This is a genomic window from Iodobacter violaceini (assembly GCF_011601265.1).
Taxonomy (GTDB): domain Bacteria; phylum Pseudomonadota; class Gammaproteobacteria; order Burkholderiales; family Chitinibacteraceae; genus Iodobacter; species Iodobacter violaceini.
On the sequence record NZ_JAAOLX010000004.1, the window covers coordinates 188,629 to 205,625 of the forward strand.

Below are 16,997 nucleotides of genomic sequence, written 5' to 3' on the forward strand. Positions count from 1 at the left end.
CCCCGGCTCTCATTTAAGATAAAACAACAGGAAGACGGAAAATAAAACAACTGCCGCCATCAGGATTTGCCTGAATTTTTAAATGCCCCTGATGTTGTTCAATCACAGAGCGGCAAATATTCAGACCAATCCCCATTCCCTCGGGCTTACTGGTATAAAAAGACTGGAACAATAACGCCGGGTTTTCAATTCCAGACCCCCGGTCGGCCACACACACTTCAAGCCAGTCTTTACCTGCATAAGCGCTGACCCGGATTTCTCTTTGTGCCACAGGCGTTTCCAGCATGGCCTCCATACCATTCTTAATTAAATTAAATAGCACTTGTTCCAGCATCACGCCATCACCCATTACCTTAGGCAGGGCGGGGCTTAAATCCAGAACAATACGGCTTTGATATTTTCGGGCCATTGGCTCGAGCAATTGCATAACCACACCCAGCAACTCGGCAAAATCACAGAGTTCGCTGCGCGAAGCACGCCGGGAAGAGAAATTACGAATCCCGCTGATAATTTGCCCTGCACGCCGGGCCTGCTCACCCATTTTGGCCAGAATATGCCTGACCGAATTTTTTTCATCACGGGATAAGATTTCTTCCCCGGCTGCAGCATAGCCCGCAATTGCCGCCAAAGGCTGATTAAGCTCATGTGCAAGGCTTGATGCCAGCTCGCCCATACTGACTAATCTGGCCGTATGCTGGAGTTTTTCTTCCCTTGCCCGCTCTTCTTCAGCAATTTGCCGTCTTTCAGTAATATCGGCGGCGATTTCCAGCCAGGCCACCAGCCCGTCCACCCACTGAATCCGCCGGCGCTGCACCAGAAACCAGCGGCCACTGATCGGATCCTGCCGCTCTGCGGAGGCCTCTCCAATCGGTAAGAGCGGCCACATACAGCACTCCCCGTCTGCCTGCAGTGGGAAGGTATGGCTATGGTGCCGGTTACGGTAGCGCACGATGCCACTATCCACATCAAACACCGATACAGCCGCATCCAGGCCTTCCAGTACAGTAAGCAGCTGCTTGCGTGATTCAGCCAGCGCCTCACGCTCACTTTGCAGCTCGGTCACATCATATAAAGAAGCCATCCAGCCACGGTGCTCTCCCCGCCCGTCCACGAGGCGTGAAGAATAAAGACGCACATCAAAACGCTCGCCATCCCGGCGCATAAAACGCAGTGCAAAGCCGCTGACAGGGCACTCCCCCGACAAGAGGGAATTCCAGGCCGCAGCACAGGCCGCGAGTTCTTCCGGCGCCCAATAAGGCATAGGGGACGATTTACCCAGCAGCTCGGCTTGCGATCTGCCCACCATGCTGCAAAACGCCAGGTTTGCGTAAATCAAATGCCCGGAAGTATTAATGGCCAGCAAGCCGGTGGTGAGTGAATCCTCCATCGCTGCACGAAAACGCATCTCATCCCGTAAGGCGCCTTCTGCCTGCTGGCGCTGCTGCATCCGTTTTTTCAGCAGGCTAAGCGCCCACAACAAAGCCACCAGCAATACAAACACCACGCACAGCAACCAGAGCTGGGTCACTGATGTTTTTTCATGCCGCACACTGGCCCGTAATTTCAGACCATGGCCCAGTGGCTCAAAACCCACAGACCGGCTTATCCCTGTCAGGCTTGTCCGTGCATCATGGGGAGCCAGCACATTCCCTTTTCCATCCAGCAAGGATAAATCGTAGCGCTGCACCATCCACCATGGCACCCGCTGCTGCAAAATAGCAGGCAGAGCATATGCAGCCAGCACAGAGCCCAGATACACGGTGCCTTTAAAAATGGGTACAACCAGCACGATCTGAGCCACTTTAGGATCGCCAGCCATAATCACATTGGAATATAAAACATAGCCCAGCGTGGCCGCGCCATCGAGCACCTCCAGCAGCAGGGGATCATCCAGAGGCACCAGGCTTTGCGGGCGCGAGCTGTACGCCGGTAAGCCCCAAACACGATTCCCTCCGGAATTAACATAATCAACCGAGAGCATTTCGGGCGACGCACGCAACAAGCTGTCGGCTCTGGCGCGAAAGTCCTCCTCGCGCAAAGCATTCGCCGAAATACCATAAGCCAGGTTTTCAATCGCATTCTGATTAGTTTGCAAGTGCAGGCGCAGGCCCTGCTCCTGCCAAAGCAAATCCTGAGACAAGACTGTATCCTGTGCGTTTCTGGCCTGGCGAAAATCAAGCCAGACGAAGCTTGTCAGCGCCAGCAGCACCAGGCTGATCGAGATATAGGCGAGCCACCACAGCCAATGCTGACCAGCCCGGCGCATCAGGGAAGAATTCATAGTTGGCCAGCTTGGGGCATAAAGGAAAAAAACATCTTGGCCAGTTCAGTGCTTCAGAAATAACATTATTTTTATGACATTGACGTGATCAGTACACGCAAACATGTGAGGAGGATAGGGTGCATTGTAACGAGTCCCCATATGGTAAAACCCTAAGGCAAAAAAAACGCCGGAGCAAATTGCCCCGGCGTTTCTCATCAATCAAGCTGTAAATCAAGAGCAAAAAACATTATTCACCTGCAGAAACAAAGACTTACAAAGAAAACAGAAAATAGTTTTCAGCCTTTATTTCTGAATTAATCGCGGCTGTTACCTGTGAAAGCCATGATTAAATTCAACAAACTGGTAAATAAATTATAAACATTTAAATAAAGACTCAGCGTAGCGCTCACATAATTGGTTTCGCCACCATTTACGATCCGGCTTACGTCATACAAAATAAAGCCAGAAAAAATCATCACGGCTACGGCAGAAATAGTCAAAGACAGCGCAGGGATCTGGAAGAAAATATTAGCCAATGCAGCCAGAATAATCACCACCAGGCCAATCATTAAGAATTTCCCCATAAAGGAGAAGTCTTTCTTCGTGACCGTTGCTATCGTCGCCAGCGTAAAGAAAATAGCCCCTGTACCGATAGCAGCCATGGCAATCATTTCTGCACCGTTGCTGAAGCGTAAAGCCATTTGCAACATTTGTGACAGCCACAAACCCATAAATCCGGTATAGGCCAGCAAAATAAACACGCCGGCAGCGCTTTCTTTGGTTTTTTCAATGGCGTAGAAAGAACCAAAGCTAATGGCCATAAAGACAATAAAGCCCATCATGGGTGACATGCGGAACTGCATGGCAATACCCAGGAAAGCGCCAATGGCTGTTGGTACCATGGTCAGTGCCAACATAAAATAAGTATTGCGTAATACGCGATTACGCTCGGCCGACAGCGCGGAGCTGCCATAAGCGGTAGTATTTAATTGCATTATCGTGTCTCTCCATTCGCACGGACTGGCCGTGTATGTCAGATAGATTGGTGTGATATAAAAAAGTTTCAAGGAGATTGAAAGAAAGATTCAATATCTGCAACTTTTACCATGGTAAGTGCTTTTGGTGACCATTGCGGCTGATCATCCCTGTCGATAAGTTTAGCACGCACCCCTTCATGAAAATCACCGTGCCGCAAACAATTTCTTGCACCTATCCACTCCATTTCCACCACTTCATCGTAAGAAAGCGCTTGTGCCCGCTGCGCCATTTCCCACGTCAGATAAATAGAAGTGGGTGATCCTGCTGCCTGCAGTGCCGCAGCCTGGCGCAAAGCGAGTGCATCACCCTGATAATTTTGAATCCGCCCACAAATAGCCAGCAAATCATCCCCCTCACAGATAGCGGCCACTTCGTCTGCCAGAGGCAGCCATACCGGCTCAGGCAAGGGGCAGGGCCAGGCCGCTGACAGCGCCGCAAGCGCACCGGAAGCCAGCTCTGCATCACGCTCACCCACGCCATTCCAGGGCAAGGCTTGTAAAGTAGCGATCAAGTCAGCAAAAGAGCACGATGGCAAAGCAAACTCTGCCGCGCCAAAAGCCAACGCATCTGCCGCATTCAGGCGGCTTCCTGTCAGCGCCAATAAGCGCCCCATCCGGCCTTCTAACTGTTGCAGCCAAAAACTGGCACCCACATCAGGAAACAAACCAATACTGATTTCCGGCATGGCTAACACGCTGGATTCCGTGACGATGCGATGGCTGGACGCTGCAAAAATCCCCCAGCCGCCGCCCATGACAATGCCGTTCCCCCAGGCGATCACGGGCTTAGGATAACGGTGTAATTCCCGGCAGAGATCATATTCATGGCGGAAAAAATCATCGCCTTCATGTAAAAATTCAGGCTGACTCATGGCGTGGTAAAGCGCACGAATATCGCCGCCCGCACAAAAAGCCCGCTCACCCTCACCGCGCACCAGTACCGCCACCAGCGACGGATCATGCCGCCATGCCTCAATCTGCTCACGGATCTTCAAAACCATAGGCAAGCTTTGCGCATTCAGCCTGCTGGAAGCCAATAGAATTTCACCCAAAAACAAACCATTACTCAGCGCAATCTGCTGAAAATGCACCATCTTTATATCTCTCTTTAAAACAAGGGGAGTGCTGCCCGACATAAAACCCAAGCCTTAAACCACGGAGGAAAGGGATAACACGGCGGGCCACGGAGAAAAACACAGAGAAACAAAGTTTTCTCCATGAAACGCCGTGCCCTCTGTGTTTCAAGATTTGGGTTTTAACCAGAAGCTAATTATCGCTGCGGTGTACTGATCTTAAAAAATATATCAGCCCCCCGTGCCGCCCACAGTCAGGCCACCATCAATACGTAAGGTAGGCTGTCCTACGCCAACCGGCACGCTCTGGCCTTCTTTGCCACAGGTGCCCACACCCGGGTCGAGCGCCATATCGTTACCAATCATCGATACACGGGTCAGCACATCGGGGCCATTGCCGATCAGGGTTGCGCCTTTTACCGGATACATCAGTTTGCCATCCTCTACCCACCATGCTTCGGCGGCAGAGAATACGAATTTGCCGCTGGTGATATCCACCTGACCACCACCAAAGTTAGCCGCGTACAGGCCGCGCTTGATCGAGCCGATGATTTCTTCAGGCTCCGCACTGCCACCCAGCATCAGGGTATTGGTCATGCGCGGCATAGGCAGATGGGCAAAGCTTTCGCGACGGCCATTGCCGGTCAGCGGCATATTCATCAGGCGGGCATTCAGGCTGTCTTGCAGATAACCTTTTAAAATGCCGTCTTCGATCAGTACAGTGCGCTGAGTTGGGTTGCCTTCGTCGTCAATATTGAGCGAGCCACGACGATCGGCAATCGTGCCGTCATCCACCACAGTGACGCCCTTAGCCGCAACCTGCTGGCCAATCTTGCCGCTAAATGCGGAAGAACCCTTGCGGTTAAAATCGCCTTCCAGGCCATGACCAATCGCTTCGTGCAGCAAGATACCCGGCCAGCCGGAACCCAGCACAACAGTCATTTCACCGGCAGGCGCCGGACGGGCGTGTAAATTCAACACAGCCTGATCAACCGCTTTTTTCGCGTAATCCAGCACCACGGCATCATCAAAATAGCCGTAAGCAAAGCGGCCACCACCACCTGCACTGCCCTGCTCACGCAGACCGTTTTCTTCCACAATCACCTGGATAGACAAGCGGCAGAGCGGGCGTACATCGGCAGCACGATGGCCATCGTGGCGCGCCACGTAAATCACTTCAAACTCAGAAGCGAGGCTGGCCATCACTTGCACCACGCGCTTATCTAAGCTGCGGGCAGTGCGCTCCAGTTTTTCCAGTAAGGCTACTTTAGCCAGCTCATCCAGGCTGGCCAGCGGATCAACGGGCTGATAAAGCGAGTGGCCCACAATATCCCGGCCTAATGCCACGGTGTTTTGCCCGCCCTGACGGCCAATCGCCCGCGTAGCAGCAGCGGCCTGGGTCAGCGCATTCAGGCTGATGTCATCAGAATAAGCAAATGCGGTTTTTTCACCCGATACGGCTCTCACACCCACGCCGGTATCAATATTAAAGCTGCCTGACTTCACAATACCTTCATCCAGACTCCATGCTTCGCTGCGGCTGTATTGAAAATACAAATCAGCGTAATCAATATCGTGCGTCAGCATCTGCCCAAACACCTGATCGAGCTTGGCATCGTCCAGATTAAAAGGCGTCAGCAACGTTTGGCGGGCAGTTTCTATGTGAGTCATTGTTTTGTCGCTTGAGTGAATCAGATTATTGAAAGGTATTACACACTATCTTTAAGGGGCAGGGAAGGCGAGAAATCCCCCTGAAGCCCAAAGGTCTGCAGAACCCATTAGCCATTTTAGAGCGGGCAACCGGTTTTAAACCTTGCACCACGGTGAACACAGCGAAAAGTAATGATTGGGTGGGTTTCTCTGTGGCACGCTGTGTCCTCGTTTTACTCTGTGGTTCAAGGTTTAGAAAAAACGTCAAAGTAAGCGATGCGTTAAGGCGGGCAGGATGCGCCTTACTCTGTCCATCTGGCTGGCTTTTAATTCGGCCATCACCACGCCTTCGCCGCTGGCCTGGCAGGCCAGAACCTTGCCCCAAGGATCAATCAGCATGCTGTGGCCAAAGGTATGGCGGCCGGTCATATGCTCACCACCTTGCCCTGATGCAATCACATAGCATTGGTTTTCGATGGCACGGGCACGCAGCAATACTTCCCAATGTGCCTCGCCCGTGGTTTGGGTAAACGCTGCAGGCAGGATGATAAAATCAACCGGCAACATGGCACGGAAAAACTCAGGGAAACGCAAATCGTAGCAAACCGATAAGCCGATCCGGCCAAAGGGCGTATCAAAAGCCACCGGCTGCTGCCCTGCTAAAATCGTATCGGCCTCGCGAAAGCACTCCGTGCCGTTATCAAAACCAAATAAATGCATTTTGTCGTAGCGCGCCACGCACTCGCCTGCCGGTGAATACACCAGGCAGCTGTTATTAACACGGCTTACATCAGCACAAGTCAGGGGCACGGTGCCACCCACCAGCCACACGCCATATTCTTTGGCGGCAGCGGCTAAAAAACTTTGAATGGGCCCGTTTCCAAATGCTTCTTTAACCGCCACTTTGTCCGTATCTTTATTGCCCATAATCGCAAAATATTCGGGCAGAACGATCAGCTGAGCACCGGCATTTGCAGCATTTTTAATCAAGCGCGCTGCACTGGCTAAGTTAGCCGCCACGTCGGGCCCTGATACCATTTGAATGGCTGCGGCAAGTAAAGTATTCATTTTTCCTCGCTCAATTTCTATTTTCTATTAAAGGGCATGCGTGACATGGGGCTGCTTACACTTTTAATTTGCGGGTCCAGCATACTGCCTGTGATGTCGTATTCGTAAGCCACCAGCTGACCAAGCGGATCTTTTAATACACGCTGCAATAAAAAGGTAGCCACACCAATCACGGGATTAATAATCGTGGTGGCCACCGCCACACTGTCGCCAATCACCGGCACAATCCGTACACGTAAATTTTGTGTGGCAGCCATAAAGTTAGCGTCGCCCCTGAATAAAACCTGCGCGGCAGGGCCGGCAATCACCAGGTTATCGGTGCGTGCCACGCCCCGGTCGATCACGCTGTCCCCACGGATAGAATCAAATTCAAAGCCTTCAGAAAATACATCTCTGAAATCAAGCTGCACGCGGCGGGCCAGTGATTGCAGGCTGAGAATCGATAATAAGCGTCCTACGCCCGGATCAACCTTAGCAAACTGCCCTGCCTCCACATCCACGCGCAATTTACCTTGCAAAGTTGACAGATCAGGCGGGAACAGCTCGCCATCCCATGCCACATCGCCACTGAGCTTTGCGGGAGCACGGCGCATCGTATCCGGTACACCAAGACGGGTCAGCAATTTACCGAGGTTTTCAGTTTCAATCGCAAAATTGCCGCTGATTCTGCCCGGTGATTTATCCCAAACGCCACTCATATTCAGCTTGCCATCGGGGTTGCTGATATTCACGCCGCTTAAACGCCAGTTTTCCCCCTGCTGCACCGCATCGACTTCCAGCTTGCCCAGCTGTAAATTTTTATAGCGAAAATCATTCACTTGCAAATCAAGCGCAGGCAACTGTTGCAATGGCGATGCCAGCTGCACCGCACCGTAAGTTTGAAAAGGCAGCCACAGCTTGCTCAAGCGGCTGCTGAGCTTGCCTTTTTCGTGGCCATTCCAGTCAAAAGTACCAGCCAGCTCCTGGCTCTCAATACTGCCCTTCCAGAGCAATTCATTTTGCTCCTGAGCCTTAATCCGCACATCGATCAGGCGCCTGCCCCAGCTCAATACACGGCCAAAACGTAAATCCACACTCAAAGGCCCCGGGCGGCTGCCCGTCTGATCGCCGATCAGCTCATCAGTCAGAGCCAGCCAGCTTTGCACATTTAATTCTGGCAGGCCGCCGCTGATATGGATGCCTGCTTTAGGCATGGCGGGTAATACCCCCGAGCCCAGCATAATTTGCCCCTGCAGCTTATTGCCTAAGGATAATTGCCCTTGCAAGCTTCTGTCGTAAGCAAACTCGAGCAAACCAGGGTCATGAGCATTGCCGCTTAAACGCAGGCGCAGCGGCCGGCTATCCCCGCCGTTTTTAGCCAGTGGCGCAGGCAAATCCACACTTAAACCCTGCAATGGCGATTGAATGCTGAGTGTGTACTGAGCCTGCCCTGTGCTTAAGCTGGCCTGATAAGGCACTTTTCCGTGCAGACGTTGTTTAAACGGCACACCATAGCGATCGGCCACGTCATGAATATCAGCCTGCCCGGCCATATTCAGCAGCAATGCGCCCTGGGCATTGCTTGCACCGGAAAGCTTCACCCCTCCCCCCAGGGCCTGGGCTTTTGCGTCTTTAATGGTCAGCGACTGCTCAGTAAAGCCAATCTTTCCATCGGCTTTAGTCAGGAGCGGAACCGCCCCGCCAAAATCGAGTTTATTTCCCGAAAAGCGGTACTCACCCAGAATCTTGCTGGCATCGGTGTTTTCCAATGGCAGGGCTAATTGCAAGCTCAGCTCGCCATCCCCTTCCGCTTTCAAATCATCAATAAAGCCTTCGGTACTCTGCTTAACCGGGCTTTGGTGTACAAAACGTAAAAACTCCTGAGTTGCCCCCTGCGCCTTGCCTTTGACATTCAGCATAGGAGACAGCGTATCCATCTCAGGAATTGATACCGCCACATCATGCAAATTTACGGCAAAGATTTTGCCCTTACTGGCCCTGATATCCATCGCCGCGCCATGAAAATCAAGAAACGCATCGATATGCTCAATCGCAGGCCAGTCATCGGCATAAGACAAGGCCACATCTTTCGCATCTGCCGTGATTCTGAACACGCCGTCTTTAGGGTTACGGAAAGGAAAGTTTTCTAAATTGCCACGTAATTCGGCCCGTCCATTTACGGCTTTACCGCTAAGCAAGGATGTTTTCAGCCATGCCAGCGTTTCATCCCCTGCGGCGCGGGGCAAATACAAGTAAGCACGCTTGGCTTGCAGCTCGCGAATATCGCCTTTTAAATTCAGATTTCCCAGCCCCTTACCCGGCCAGATATATTGCGCACTGGCGCGTAAATTTGTATCTGCATTGGCCAGCTCAGCCTGTGGCACATCCAGCTTCCACCCTCCTGCTTCCCGCTGCCATGCCAGAGTAAAACTTGAGCGGTCAAAATGCAGCGGCTCAACAAATTGCGAGGGCATAGTCAGTGATAAATCACGGCTGCCAATCGTGGCTTTGCCGGTGTCCTGATCCAGCCTGGCTTTCAAATCAAAGCGCCCTAAGAATGGCAGCCCCTGTTGCGGCAGAGCCAGCTCCAGCGCTTTGGCCTCTATTTCAGCACCATATATTTTTGCTTTTTGCCACGGCCCTTGCCAGTTAAGTGTCAGCTGATCAATCCGGCCCTTCATTCCCGCATCCTGATACGCTGCCGGCAGCCATGCAGAAAGGGCACCCAGGCCGTTCAAACTTAAAGACTGCAGCGCAAGGCTCTGCTTGGCTGAACGATCGCGCTGGTAATCGAGGCGGCAGTTTTGGCAAAGATCACCACTGGCCGTGGCTATATGGGCCGCTTTGAAACGTAAAGACTGCTGCTCCTGATCATCCTGCCAGACAAAACCCCCTTCAAAAGCAGGCAAAAACAAAGCCTGCGGGGCATCAGGCCAGGCCAGCACTAAATTGTTTATTTTTAATTTGGCATCAATTTTTTCAAACTTGCCCCTGGCAAAATGCACGCTGCCCCTCAGCCCGCCATCCCCTTCTGCCTGAGTGAACCATTGCGCCTCTCGGGGCAATCTTTGCGCCAGTTGTTGCAAATCCACACGAGGCATATCCATTGTCAGCAGCCCGGACCAGTTCCGCAGCTCGCCCACATCCTGACCACGCCAGTTTCCTGATAAGGAAAAAGCATCGGATACCACTTTAGGCGGCAAGACAGTAAGCTCAAAACGATGGCTGCCAAAACGCTGTTTGATATCCAGATCAAAATTAGAAAAAACCTGCTCGCCTGTGTGGCTTTGCTCATCCAGGTAGTTTAATTTGCCATCGCTGATTTTGAGCTCGCCCTGCGCCAGCAGCCAGTTCATAAACCGGTTCTCGTTTTTACCCGCACCCGCTTTCAGCGGAAAACCCGCCACAAACCACTGCCCGGCCTGATCACGGCGCAGATTTAAATGAGGGGAAACGGTAGCTAAGCGGCTAAACAACAGCTCGCCGCGCAGCAGCGTCCACCACGACAAATCAGCATCAGCCGACGTGAGCTGCAGGCCGGCCTGCCCGGCTCCGGACACTTTAAAATGATCAACGCGGATATAAGGATGAATGCCCCGCCAGCCGCCGGACAAACGCCCCATTTCAATCTGGCTGCCGGTGGCATCAACCAGCTTTTGCACCAGCCATGGCCGGTATTCATCAAGACGGGGCAGCACATAAAACTGCCAGGCCAGCACCACGGAGCAAAAAATCAGGCCGACACCCGCCAGCACCCGCAGTAAAGCGCGGCAATGCCAGCGAAAAAATAAAGAAAAACGTTGCAGTAGCTTAGAAAAAACAGGCATTCAGTGTGGCTCGGGCATGCCAAAATCAGGCAGTGCTGTGTTAGGCTTTGCTGACACTTGAGCAAAGCCAATCGCTGGAGAAGCATCACGATCGGCTGCAGCTGAGTGTCAAACAGCGCCCTAGGTTAGGGGATACTTGATTTTAACCGTTTTTGAGCCTCCACCGATGACTGATCTGACGCAAAGTTCTAAATCCTTACTTGCCCCGGCCTTGGCGCACAGCCGATACCTGCAGCAACTGCTGCTCCGCCACCCCCATCTGGCCGAAGAAACAGCCGTGCAACTTGCCCAGCCTTACACCCGGCAGATGATGGAAGAGCAGCTCAGCCAGCTGTCCGGCATGGATGATCAGGCTTTAAAACAACGCTTACGCCGCTTACGCCAGACCGTCATGGCCAGGCTGATCAGCAGAGAGCTGGCCGGGCTGTCCGATCTGACCGAAGTGATGCACACCATCAGTGATTTAGCCGAAGTCACACTGGCTACCGCTTTGGCATGGGTATCGCAGCCCGACGCACGTTATGGCCAGCCGACAGGCGAGGAATCCGGGCAGGTTCAGGAGCTCATCATTGTGGGCATGGGCAAATTAGGCGGGCGCGAGCTGAATGTCTCATCGGATATTGATCTGATCTTTATTTTTCCCGAAGACGGCCAGACCACCGGGCCGCGCAAAATCAGTAACTCTGAATACTTTGCCCTGATTGGCAAACGCCTGATTAATCTGATCGGCGAAATCACCGAAGATGGCTTTGTATTCAGAGTGGATATGCGGCTGCGCCCTTTTGGTGACGTGGGCCCGCTGGCCTGCAGTTTTGCTGCATTAGAAAGCTATTTACTCACCCAGGGCCGCGAGTGGGAGCGCTATGCATGGATCAAAGCCCGCGCACTCTCAGGCGATGAAGCCGGGCTGATGCAGATGGTGACGCCTTTTGTTTACCGCAAATATCTGGATTATGGCGCGTATCACTCCATGCGTGAGCTGCACAGCCAGATCCGCCGTGAAGTAGCCCGCAAAGACAAAGTCGACAATATTAAGCTGGGGCCGGGCGGGATTCGTGAGATCGAATTCATCGGCCAGGTTTTTCAGCTGATCCGGGGCGGGCGCAATAAAATTTTACAGCTGCGCCCAACGCAAGCCATTCTGGATGAGCTGGCTCAGCAAGGCATACTCACCCACGCCGCCGTAGCGGAGCTGCAGGAAGCTTACCGCTTCTTACGTAATACCGAACACCGCTTAATGTATCTGGACGATGCACAAACCCAGATGCTGCCTTTAAATACCGAAGATCAGGCGCGCATCGCGTACAGTATGGGGTTTGCACAGTGGGAGCAATTCAGAGAGCAGCTCACCCTTTACCGCAGCCGCGTCAACCAGCATTTCGAGCATGTATTTGTTTTGCCCCCGGACGAGGGCGAAGCCCATCCGCAAGCCGCCATCTGGCTTAGCGCACAGGATGGCGACAGCACCGATCTGGCCTCACTGGGCTTTGAAAACCCGGATGAAATCAACCGCCGGCTTGCCGCCATGCAAAGCAGCAGCCGCTATCAGCAAATGCCTGACCGCTGCCGGAAACGCATCGACAGCATTCTGCCGCCTTTAATTGAAGTAGCCGCCAGTTTTCATAATCCTGACGCTACGTTCACACGGATTCTCGATTTACTCGAAGCCATCAGCCGCCGCGAATCTTATCTCGCCCTGCTGGCCGAGCACCCGCGCACACTCAAGCGGCTTGCCAGCCTTTATAGTGCCAGCCCATGGGTTTCACAGTATCTGACCCGCCATCCTATTTTGCTGGATGAGCTGCTCGATTTCCGCTTGCTTGAAGAGCAACCGGACTGGCCAAAGCTGGGCAAAATCTTACGCCAGGAGTTAAAAGATTTAGACGATGACACCGAAGCCAAAATGGATTGCCTGCGCCATTTTCAGCATGCGCAGGTATTCAGACTGGTGTGTCAGGATTTAGACGGTTTACTGGTTTTAGAAACGGTATCGGATCATTTATCTGATCTGGCCGATTTAATGCTCACCGTAACGCTTGAGCAAGTCTGGCAAGAGCTGCCGAACAAGCACCGCAGTCATCCGCAGTTTGCGGTTATTGGCTATGGCAAGCTGGGCGGCAAAGAGCTGGGTTTTGCCTCGGATCTGGACATCGTTTACCTCTTTGATGACGATCACCCCAACGCGCCCGAAGTCTATGCCAAATACGCCAAACGCGTGGTGAACTGGCTGACCGCGCTGACCCCCGCCGGGCATCTTTACGATATTGATTTGCGCCTGCGCCCCAATGGCACATCGGGCCTGCTGGTTTCCAGCATTGGCGCATTTGCACAGTATCAGCGCGAATCGGCCTGGGTGTGGGAACACCAGGCGCTGACCCGCGCCCGTTATTGCGCCGGTGATCGCATCGTGGGCAATGCTTTTGAGGCCATACGTGAAGATATTTTGCGCACACCCCGTGATTTAACCAAGCTGCGCAGTGAAGTAAAAACCATGCGGGAGCGCATGCTGGAAACGCATCCGGCGCATGCGGAAGATGTAAAACATGTGCGCGGCGGGATTGTTGATATCGAATTTATTATGCAATACCTGATTCTTGCCCACGCCAGTGCGCATCAGGAGTTTTGCCTGAACAGCGGCAATATCGCACTGCTGACCACTGCGGCCCGGCAGGGATTAATTCCACTGGAAGCCGCTCAGCTTGCCGCAGATGGCTATCGGGAATTACGCCGCCTGCAGCACAGCAGCCGCCTGAATGGTACCCAGCTTACAAGCAAAATGCTGGCCCCTATTCAGCCTCAGCTGGCCGCAGTGCGCCTGCTCTGGAAAACATTATTCGGGGAGGATTAAAACAGGAAGACAAAAGACGGGCAAAGCAGCTGCTCGTCTTATTACTTTTCAAACATAAACCGCGCTATATTTGATGCTCATTGGCACTTGCATCCGGGAAAGCAGCAAAGCTGACCGCTGCAGCGCCATTGGGCAGGTAATCCGCCAGCAAATACGCCTCTTCGCGTATCCGCCCCATCAGAGCCACAACGTGATCCGGCTGTAAACCCACTTCAAACCAGAATTCTTTGCGCCAGACAGGATTAAGCCCCACATCCCCTCCCGGCTCCAGCTCGCTCACGGATGCCTGACGAAATGCAAAACCCAAGGCCGCTAAAAAGTCAGCAAACTCAGGCCCGCTATCGCTCACCTCAAGCACAAACGCAGCCATCCCTGGTGCCACTTGCTGTAAGTTTACATAGATATGAGTATGGAAAGGCCGCTGCACCGTTTGCATACACTGAGTGCAAAAAAAACCGGAACGTGGTGCATATTCGCTTTCATCTGCATAAGTATCAGCAATTGGTAAGACGGGATGCCCACAACTATGATACGAATCCACACTAAACCTTTCATTAGAAAGCAATAAATATAATGATACGCTTTCATACCCGCGCTGGGGCAAAAAAAAAAGCACCTGCATGTGCAGGTGCTTTTTTGGCAAAGCGATGAAGATCAGCTTGCTGCGACTTCTGCCTTCTGACGCAGGCGGATATGCAATTCACGCAGTTGTTTTTCATCCACGCTATTTGGCGCATCGGTCAGTAAACACTGAGCACGTTGTGTTTTAGGGAAGGCGATCACATCACGGATAGATTCCGCACCCACCATTAAAGTCACCAAACGATCCAGACCAAAGGCTAAACCACCGTGCGGAGGCGCACCAAACTGCAGGTTTTCTAACAAGAAGCCAAACTTGTTTTGTGCTTCTTCAGCATCAATTTTCAGCGCGCGGAATACTTTAGATTGCATTTCTTCGCGGTAAATACGGATAGAGCCGCCACCGATTTCAGAGCCGTTCAGCACCATATCGTAGGCTTTAGCGATACATGCGCCCGGATTGGTATCGAGCATATCTTCGTGGCCGTCTTGCGGTGCAGTAAACGGATGGTGACATGCAGTCCAGCGATCGGCTTCTTCGTCGTGCTCGAACATTGGGAAATCAATCACCCACATTGGCTTCCAGCCCTGAGCGAAGTAACCACCTGCCTCGCCCTTCTCGTGGCCAATCTTAATCCGCAATGCACCAATCGCCTCGTTCACCACCTTGGCTTTATCCGCGCCAAAGAAAATCAGATCGCCATCAGTTGCACCCGTGCGGGCGATAATTTCTTTCAGAGCGGCTTCAGACAGGTTTTTAACAATCGGAGATTGCAGACCAGAGTGCTCGTCATTGGTCAGCTTGGTTACATCATTTACTTTGATGTAAGCCAGACCCTTGGCACCGTAAATCGCCACAAACTTGGTGTATTCGTCGATTTCCTTACGGCTGAGTGCAGCACCACCCGGTACACGTAAACCCACCACGCGGCCGTTGGCCATTTCTGCAGCAGAGCGGAATACTTTGAATTCTTCCGTCTTCATCAGATCGGTCAGCTCAACAAACTTCAAAGTCACACGCAGATCAGGCTTATCCGAGCCGTAGTAATACATGGCATCGGCGTAAGTCATACGCGGGAAATCGGTCAGCTCAACGCCGATCCCTTCTTTAAATACGTGCTTGGCCATCGATTCGGTGATGTCCATGATTTCGTGTTCATTCAGGAACGATGTTTCGATATCGATCTGGGTGAATTCCGGCTGACGGTCTGCGCGCAAATCTTCATCACGGAAGCATTTTACAATTTGGTAGTAGCGATCAAAACCCGCCACCATCAGCAATTGTTTAAAGAGCTGTGGAGATTGCGGCAAAGCAAAAAACTGACCGTCGTGCACACGGCTAGGCACCAGATAATCGCGTGCGCCTTCTGGCGTGGAACGGGTCAGCATCGGGGTTTCGATATCAATAAAGCCACGGCTGTCCAAGTAATTACGGATCAGCATGGCGATGCGATAGCGCAGGCGCAGATTTTTTTGCATCACCGGACGACGCAGGTCGATTACACGGTTTTGCAGGCGCACGTTTTCAGAGAGATTTTCATCATCGATCTGGAACGGTGGCGTTACCGCTGTATTCAGAATTTTGATTTCAGTGGCAACAATTTCAATTTCGCCAGAAATCAGGTTTTTATTAGCTGCGCCTTCCGGGCGGGCACGTACCAGACCGGTGATTTCCAGAACGTATTCATTACGTGAGGAATCCGCAGTGGTAAAAGCTTCCGGGGTATCCGGGTTGATCACAACCTGTACCAAACCTTCACGATCACGCAGGTCGATAAAAATCACACCACCATGATCACGACGACGATGCGCCCAACCTTTAATGGTGACGGTTTGCCCGAGGTAGCGGGCATCAATTAGACCACAGTAATCTGTACGCATTTAGTTTTCTCTTTGATTTAATCAGTGTTAATCATGCTGGCAAGTGATTGAAAAAGCCAAGGATAAGAAAAAAAAGCCCTGAGCGAATAAGGCAATCGCTGCAAGCCATTTTTAACGCCATCTTTGGCCCTGTACCGGACTAAACCGTCTTGCCGGGTGTAACCACACCCATCGAAATAACATACTTTAAAGCTTCATCGACGCTCATATCCAGCTCGATCACGTCGGACTTTTTAACCATAATAAAATAGCCGGAGGTGGGGTTAGGTGTTGTAGGCACATAAACACTCACATATTCACCATCCAGTACGGCGGCTACTTCCCCTCCCGGCATTCCGGTCATAAAAGCAATCGTCCACGCATCCCCATGAGGAAAACGCACAAGCAGCGCCTGACGAAACGCCTGGCCGGAATCAGAAAACAAAGTATCTGAAACCTGCTTCACGCTGCTATAAATTGAACGCACGATCGGAATACGGTTAAGAACTTTTTCCCCGACCTGCAATAAACGCAGCCCCAGCACATTGGTCGCAAACACACCAGTCAGCAGTAATACAACGACGGTCAGAATCACGCCAAAACCAGGAATATGATGCGAGCCCACTAAAAAGGGAAACGATCCCTCTAAAGCCTGCAGCAGCCATGAATCCGGGCGCATTGAAGTAGGTAATAAAGCACCGATCTGATCCATCGTGCCAATAATCAGCTGCAAGACCCACAGCGTGATGGCCAAAGGCACCCACACTAATAAACCTGTCAGTAAGTATTTTTTGAAATGCGTCATCAGCATGG

Annotated in this window: 10 protein-coding genes; 1 reads left to right on the forward strand and 9 read right to left on the reverse strand. The window is 52.2% G+C overall.

The window, feature by feature from the left end:
• Nucleotides 1-13: 13 nt before the first annotated feature.
• From HA050_RS09230 to HA050_RS09255, 6 genes are all read right to left on the reverse strand, one after another.
• Entirely contained in the window at nucleotides 14-2,281 is a 2,268-nt protein-coding gene (locus tag HA050_RS09230; protein ID WP_166824953.1) for a PAS domain-containing sensor histidine kinase, read from the reverse strand.
• Nucleotides 2,282-2,577: 296 nt separating this feature from the next.
• Entirely contained in the window at nucleotides 2,578-3,258 is a 681-nt protein-coding gene (locus HA050_RS09235; protein WP_166824956.1) for a Bax inhibitor-1/YccA family protein, read from the reverse strand.
• A 68-nt stretch (nucleotides 3,259-3,326) separates the two neighbouring features.
• Nucleotides 3,327-4,394, reverse strand: a complete 1,068-nt coding sequence (locus HA050_RS09240) for an enoyl-CoA hydratase/isomerase family protein (protein WP_166824959.1) — start codon at nucleotides 4,392-4,394, stop codon at nucleotides 3,327-3,329.
• A 210-nt stretch (nucleotides 4,395-4,604) separates the two neighbouring features.
• The gene (gene tldD, locus HA050_RS09245) at nucleotides 4,605-6,044 is read right to left on the reverse strand and encodes a metalloprotease TldD (protein ID WP_166824962.1); all 1,440 of its coding nucleotides are present in this window, start codon (nucleotides 6,042-6,044) and stop codon (nucleotides 4,605-4,607) included.
• Between the two features lie 243 nt (nucleotides 6,045-6,287).
• Entirely contained in the window at nucleotides 6,288-7,091 is an 804-nt protein-coding gene (locus tag HA050_RS09250; RefSeq protein ID WP_166824965.1) for a carbon-nitrogen hydrolase family protein, read from the reverse strand.
• A 17-nt stretch (nucleotides 7,092-7,108) separates the two neighbouring features.
• Entirely contained in the window at nucleotides 7,109-10,897 is a 3,789-nt protein-coding gene (locus tag HA050_RS09255; protein WP_166824968.1) for a YhdP family protein, read from the reverse strand.
• Between the two features lie 166 nt (nucleotides 10,898-11,063).
• Between HA050_RS09255 and glnE the strand changes: the two genes are divergently transcribed.
• Nucleotides 11,064-13,745: a bifunctional [glutamate--ammonia ligase]-adenylyl-L-tyrosine phosphorylase/[glutamate--ammonia-ligase] adenylyltransferase gene (gene glnE, locus HA050_RS09260; protein WP_166824971.1), complete on the forward strand. Its 2,682-nt coding sequence runs from the start codon at nucleotides 11,064-11,066 to the stop codon at nucleotides 13,743-13,745.
• 64 nt (nucleotides 13,746-13,809) lie between these two features.
• Here glnE and HA050_RS09265 read toward each other — a convergent pair whose 3' ends face one another.
• The 3 genes from HA050_RS09265 to HA050_RS09275 form a co-directional block, all read right to left on the reverse strand.
• On the reverse strand, nucleotides 13,810-14,115 hold the full coding sequence (locus HA050_RS09265) for a hypothetical protein (protein WP_166824975.1): 306 nt from the start codon (nucleotides 14,113-14,115) through the stop codon (nucleotides 13,810-13,812).
• Between the two features lie 284 nt (nucleotides 14,116-14,399).
• Entirely contained in the window at nucleotides 14,400-16,205 is a 1,806-nt protein-coding gene (gene aspS, locus HA050_RS09270) for an aspartate--tRNA ligase (RefSeq protein ID WP_166824978.1), read from the reverse strand.
• 139 nt (nucleotides 16,206-16,344) lie between these two features.
• Nucleotides 16,345-16,989, reverse strand: a complete 645-nt coding sequence (locus tag HA050_RS09275) for a DUF502 domain-containing protein (RefSeq protein ID WP_166825485.1) — start codon at nucleotides 16,987-16,989, stop codon at nucleotides 16,345-16,347.
• Nucleotides 16,990-16,997: the final 8 nt, after the last annotated feature.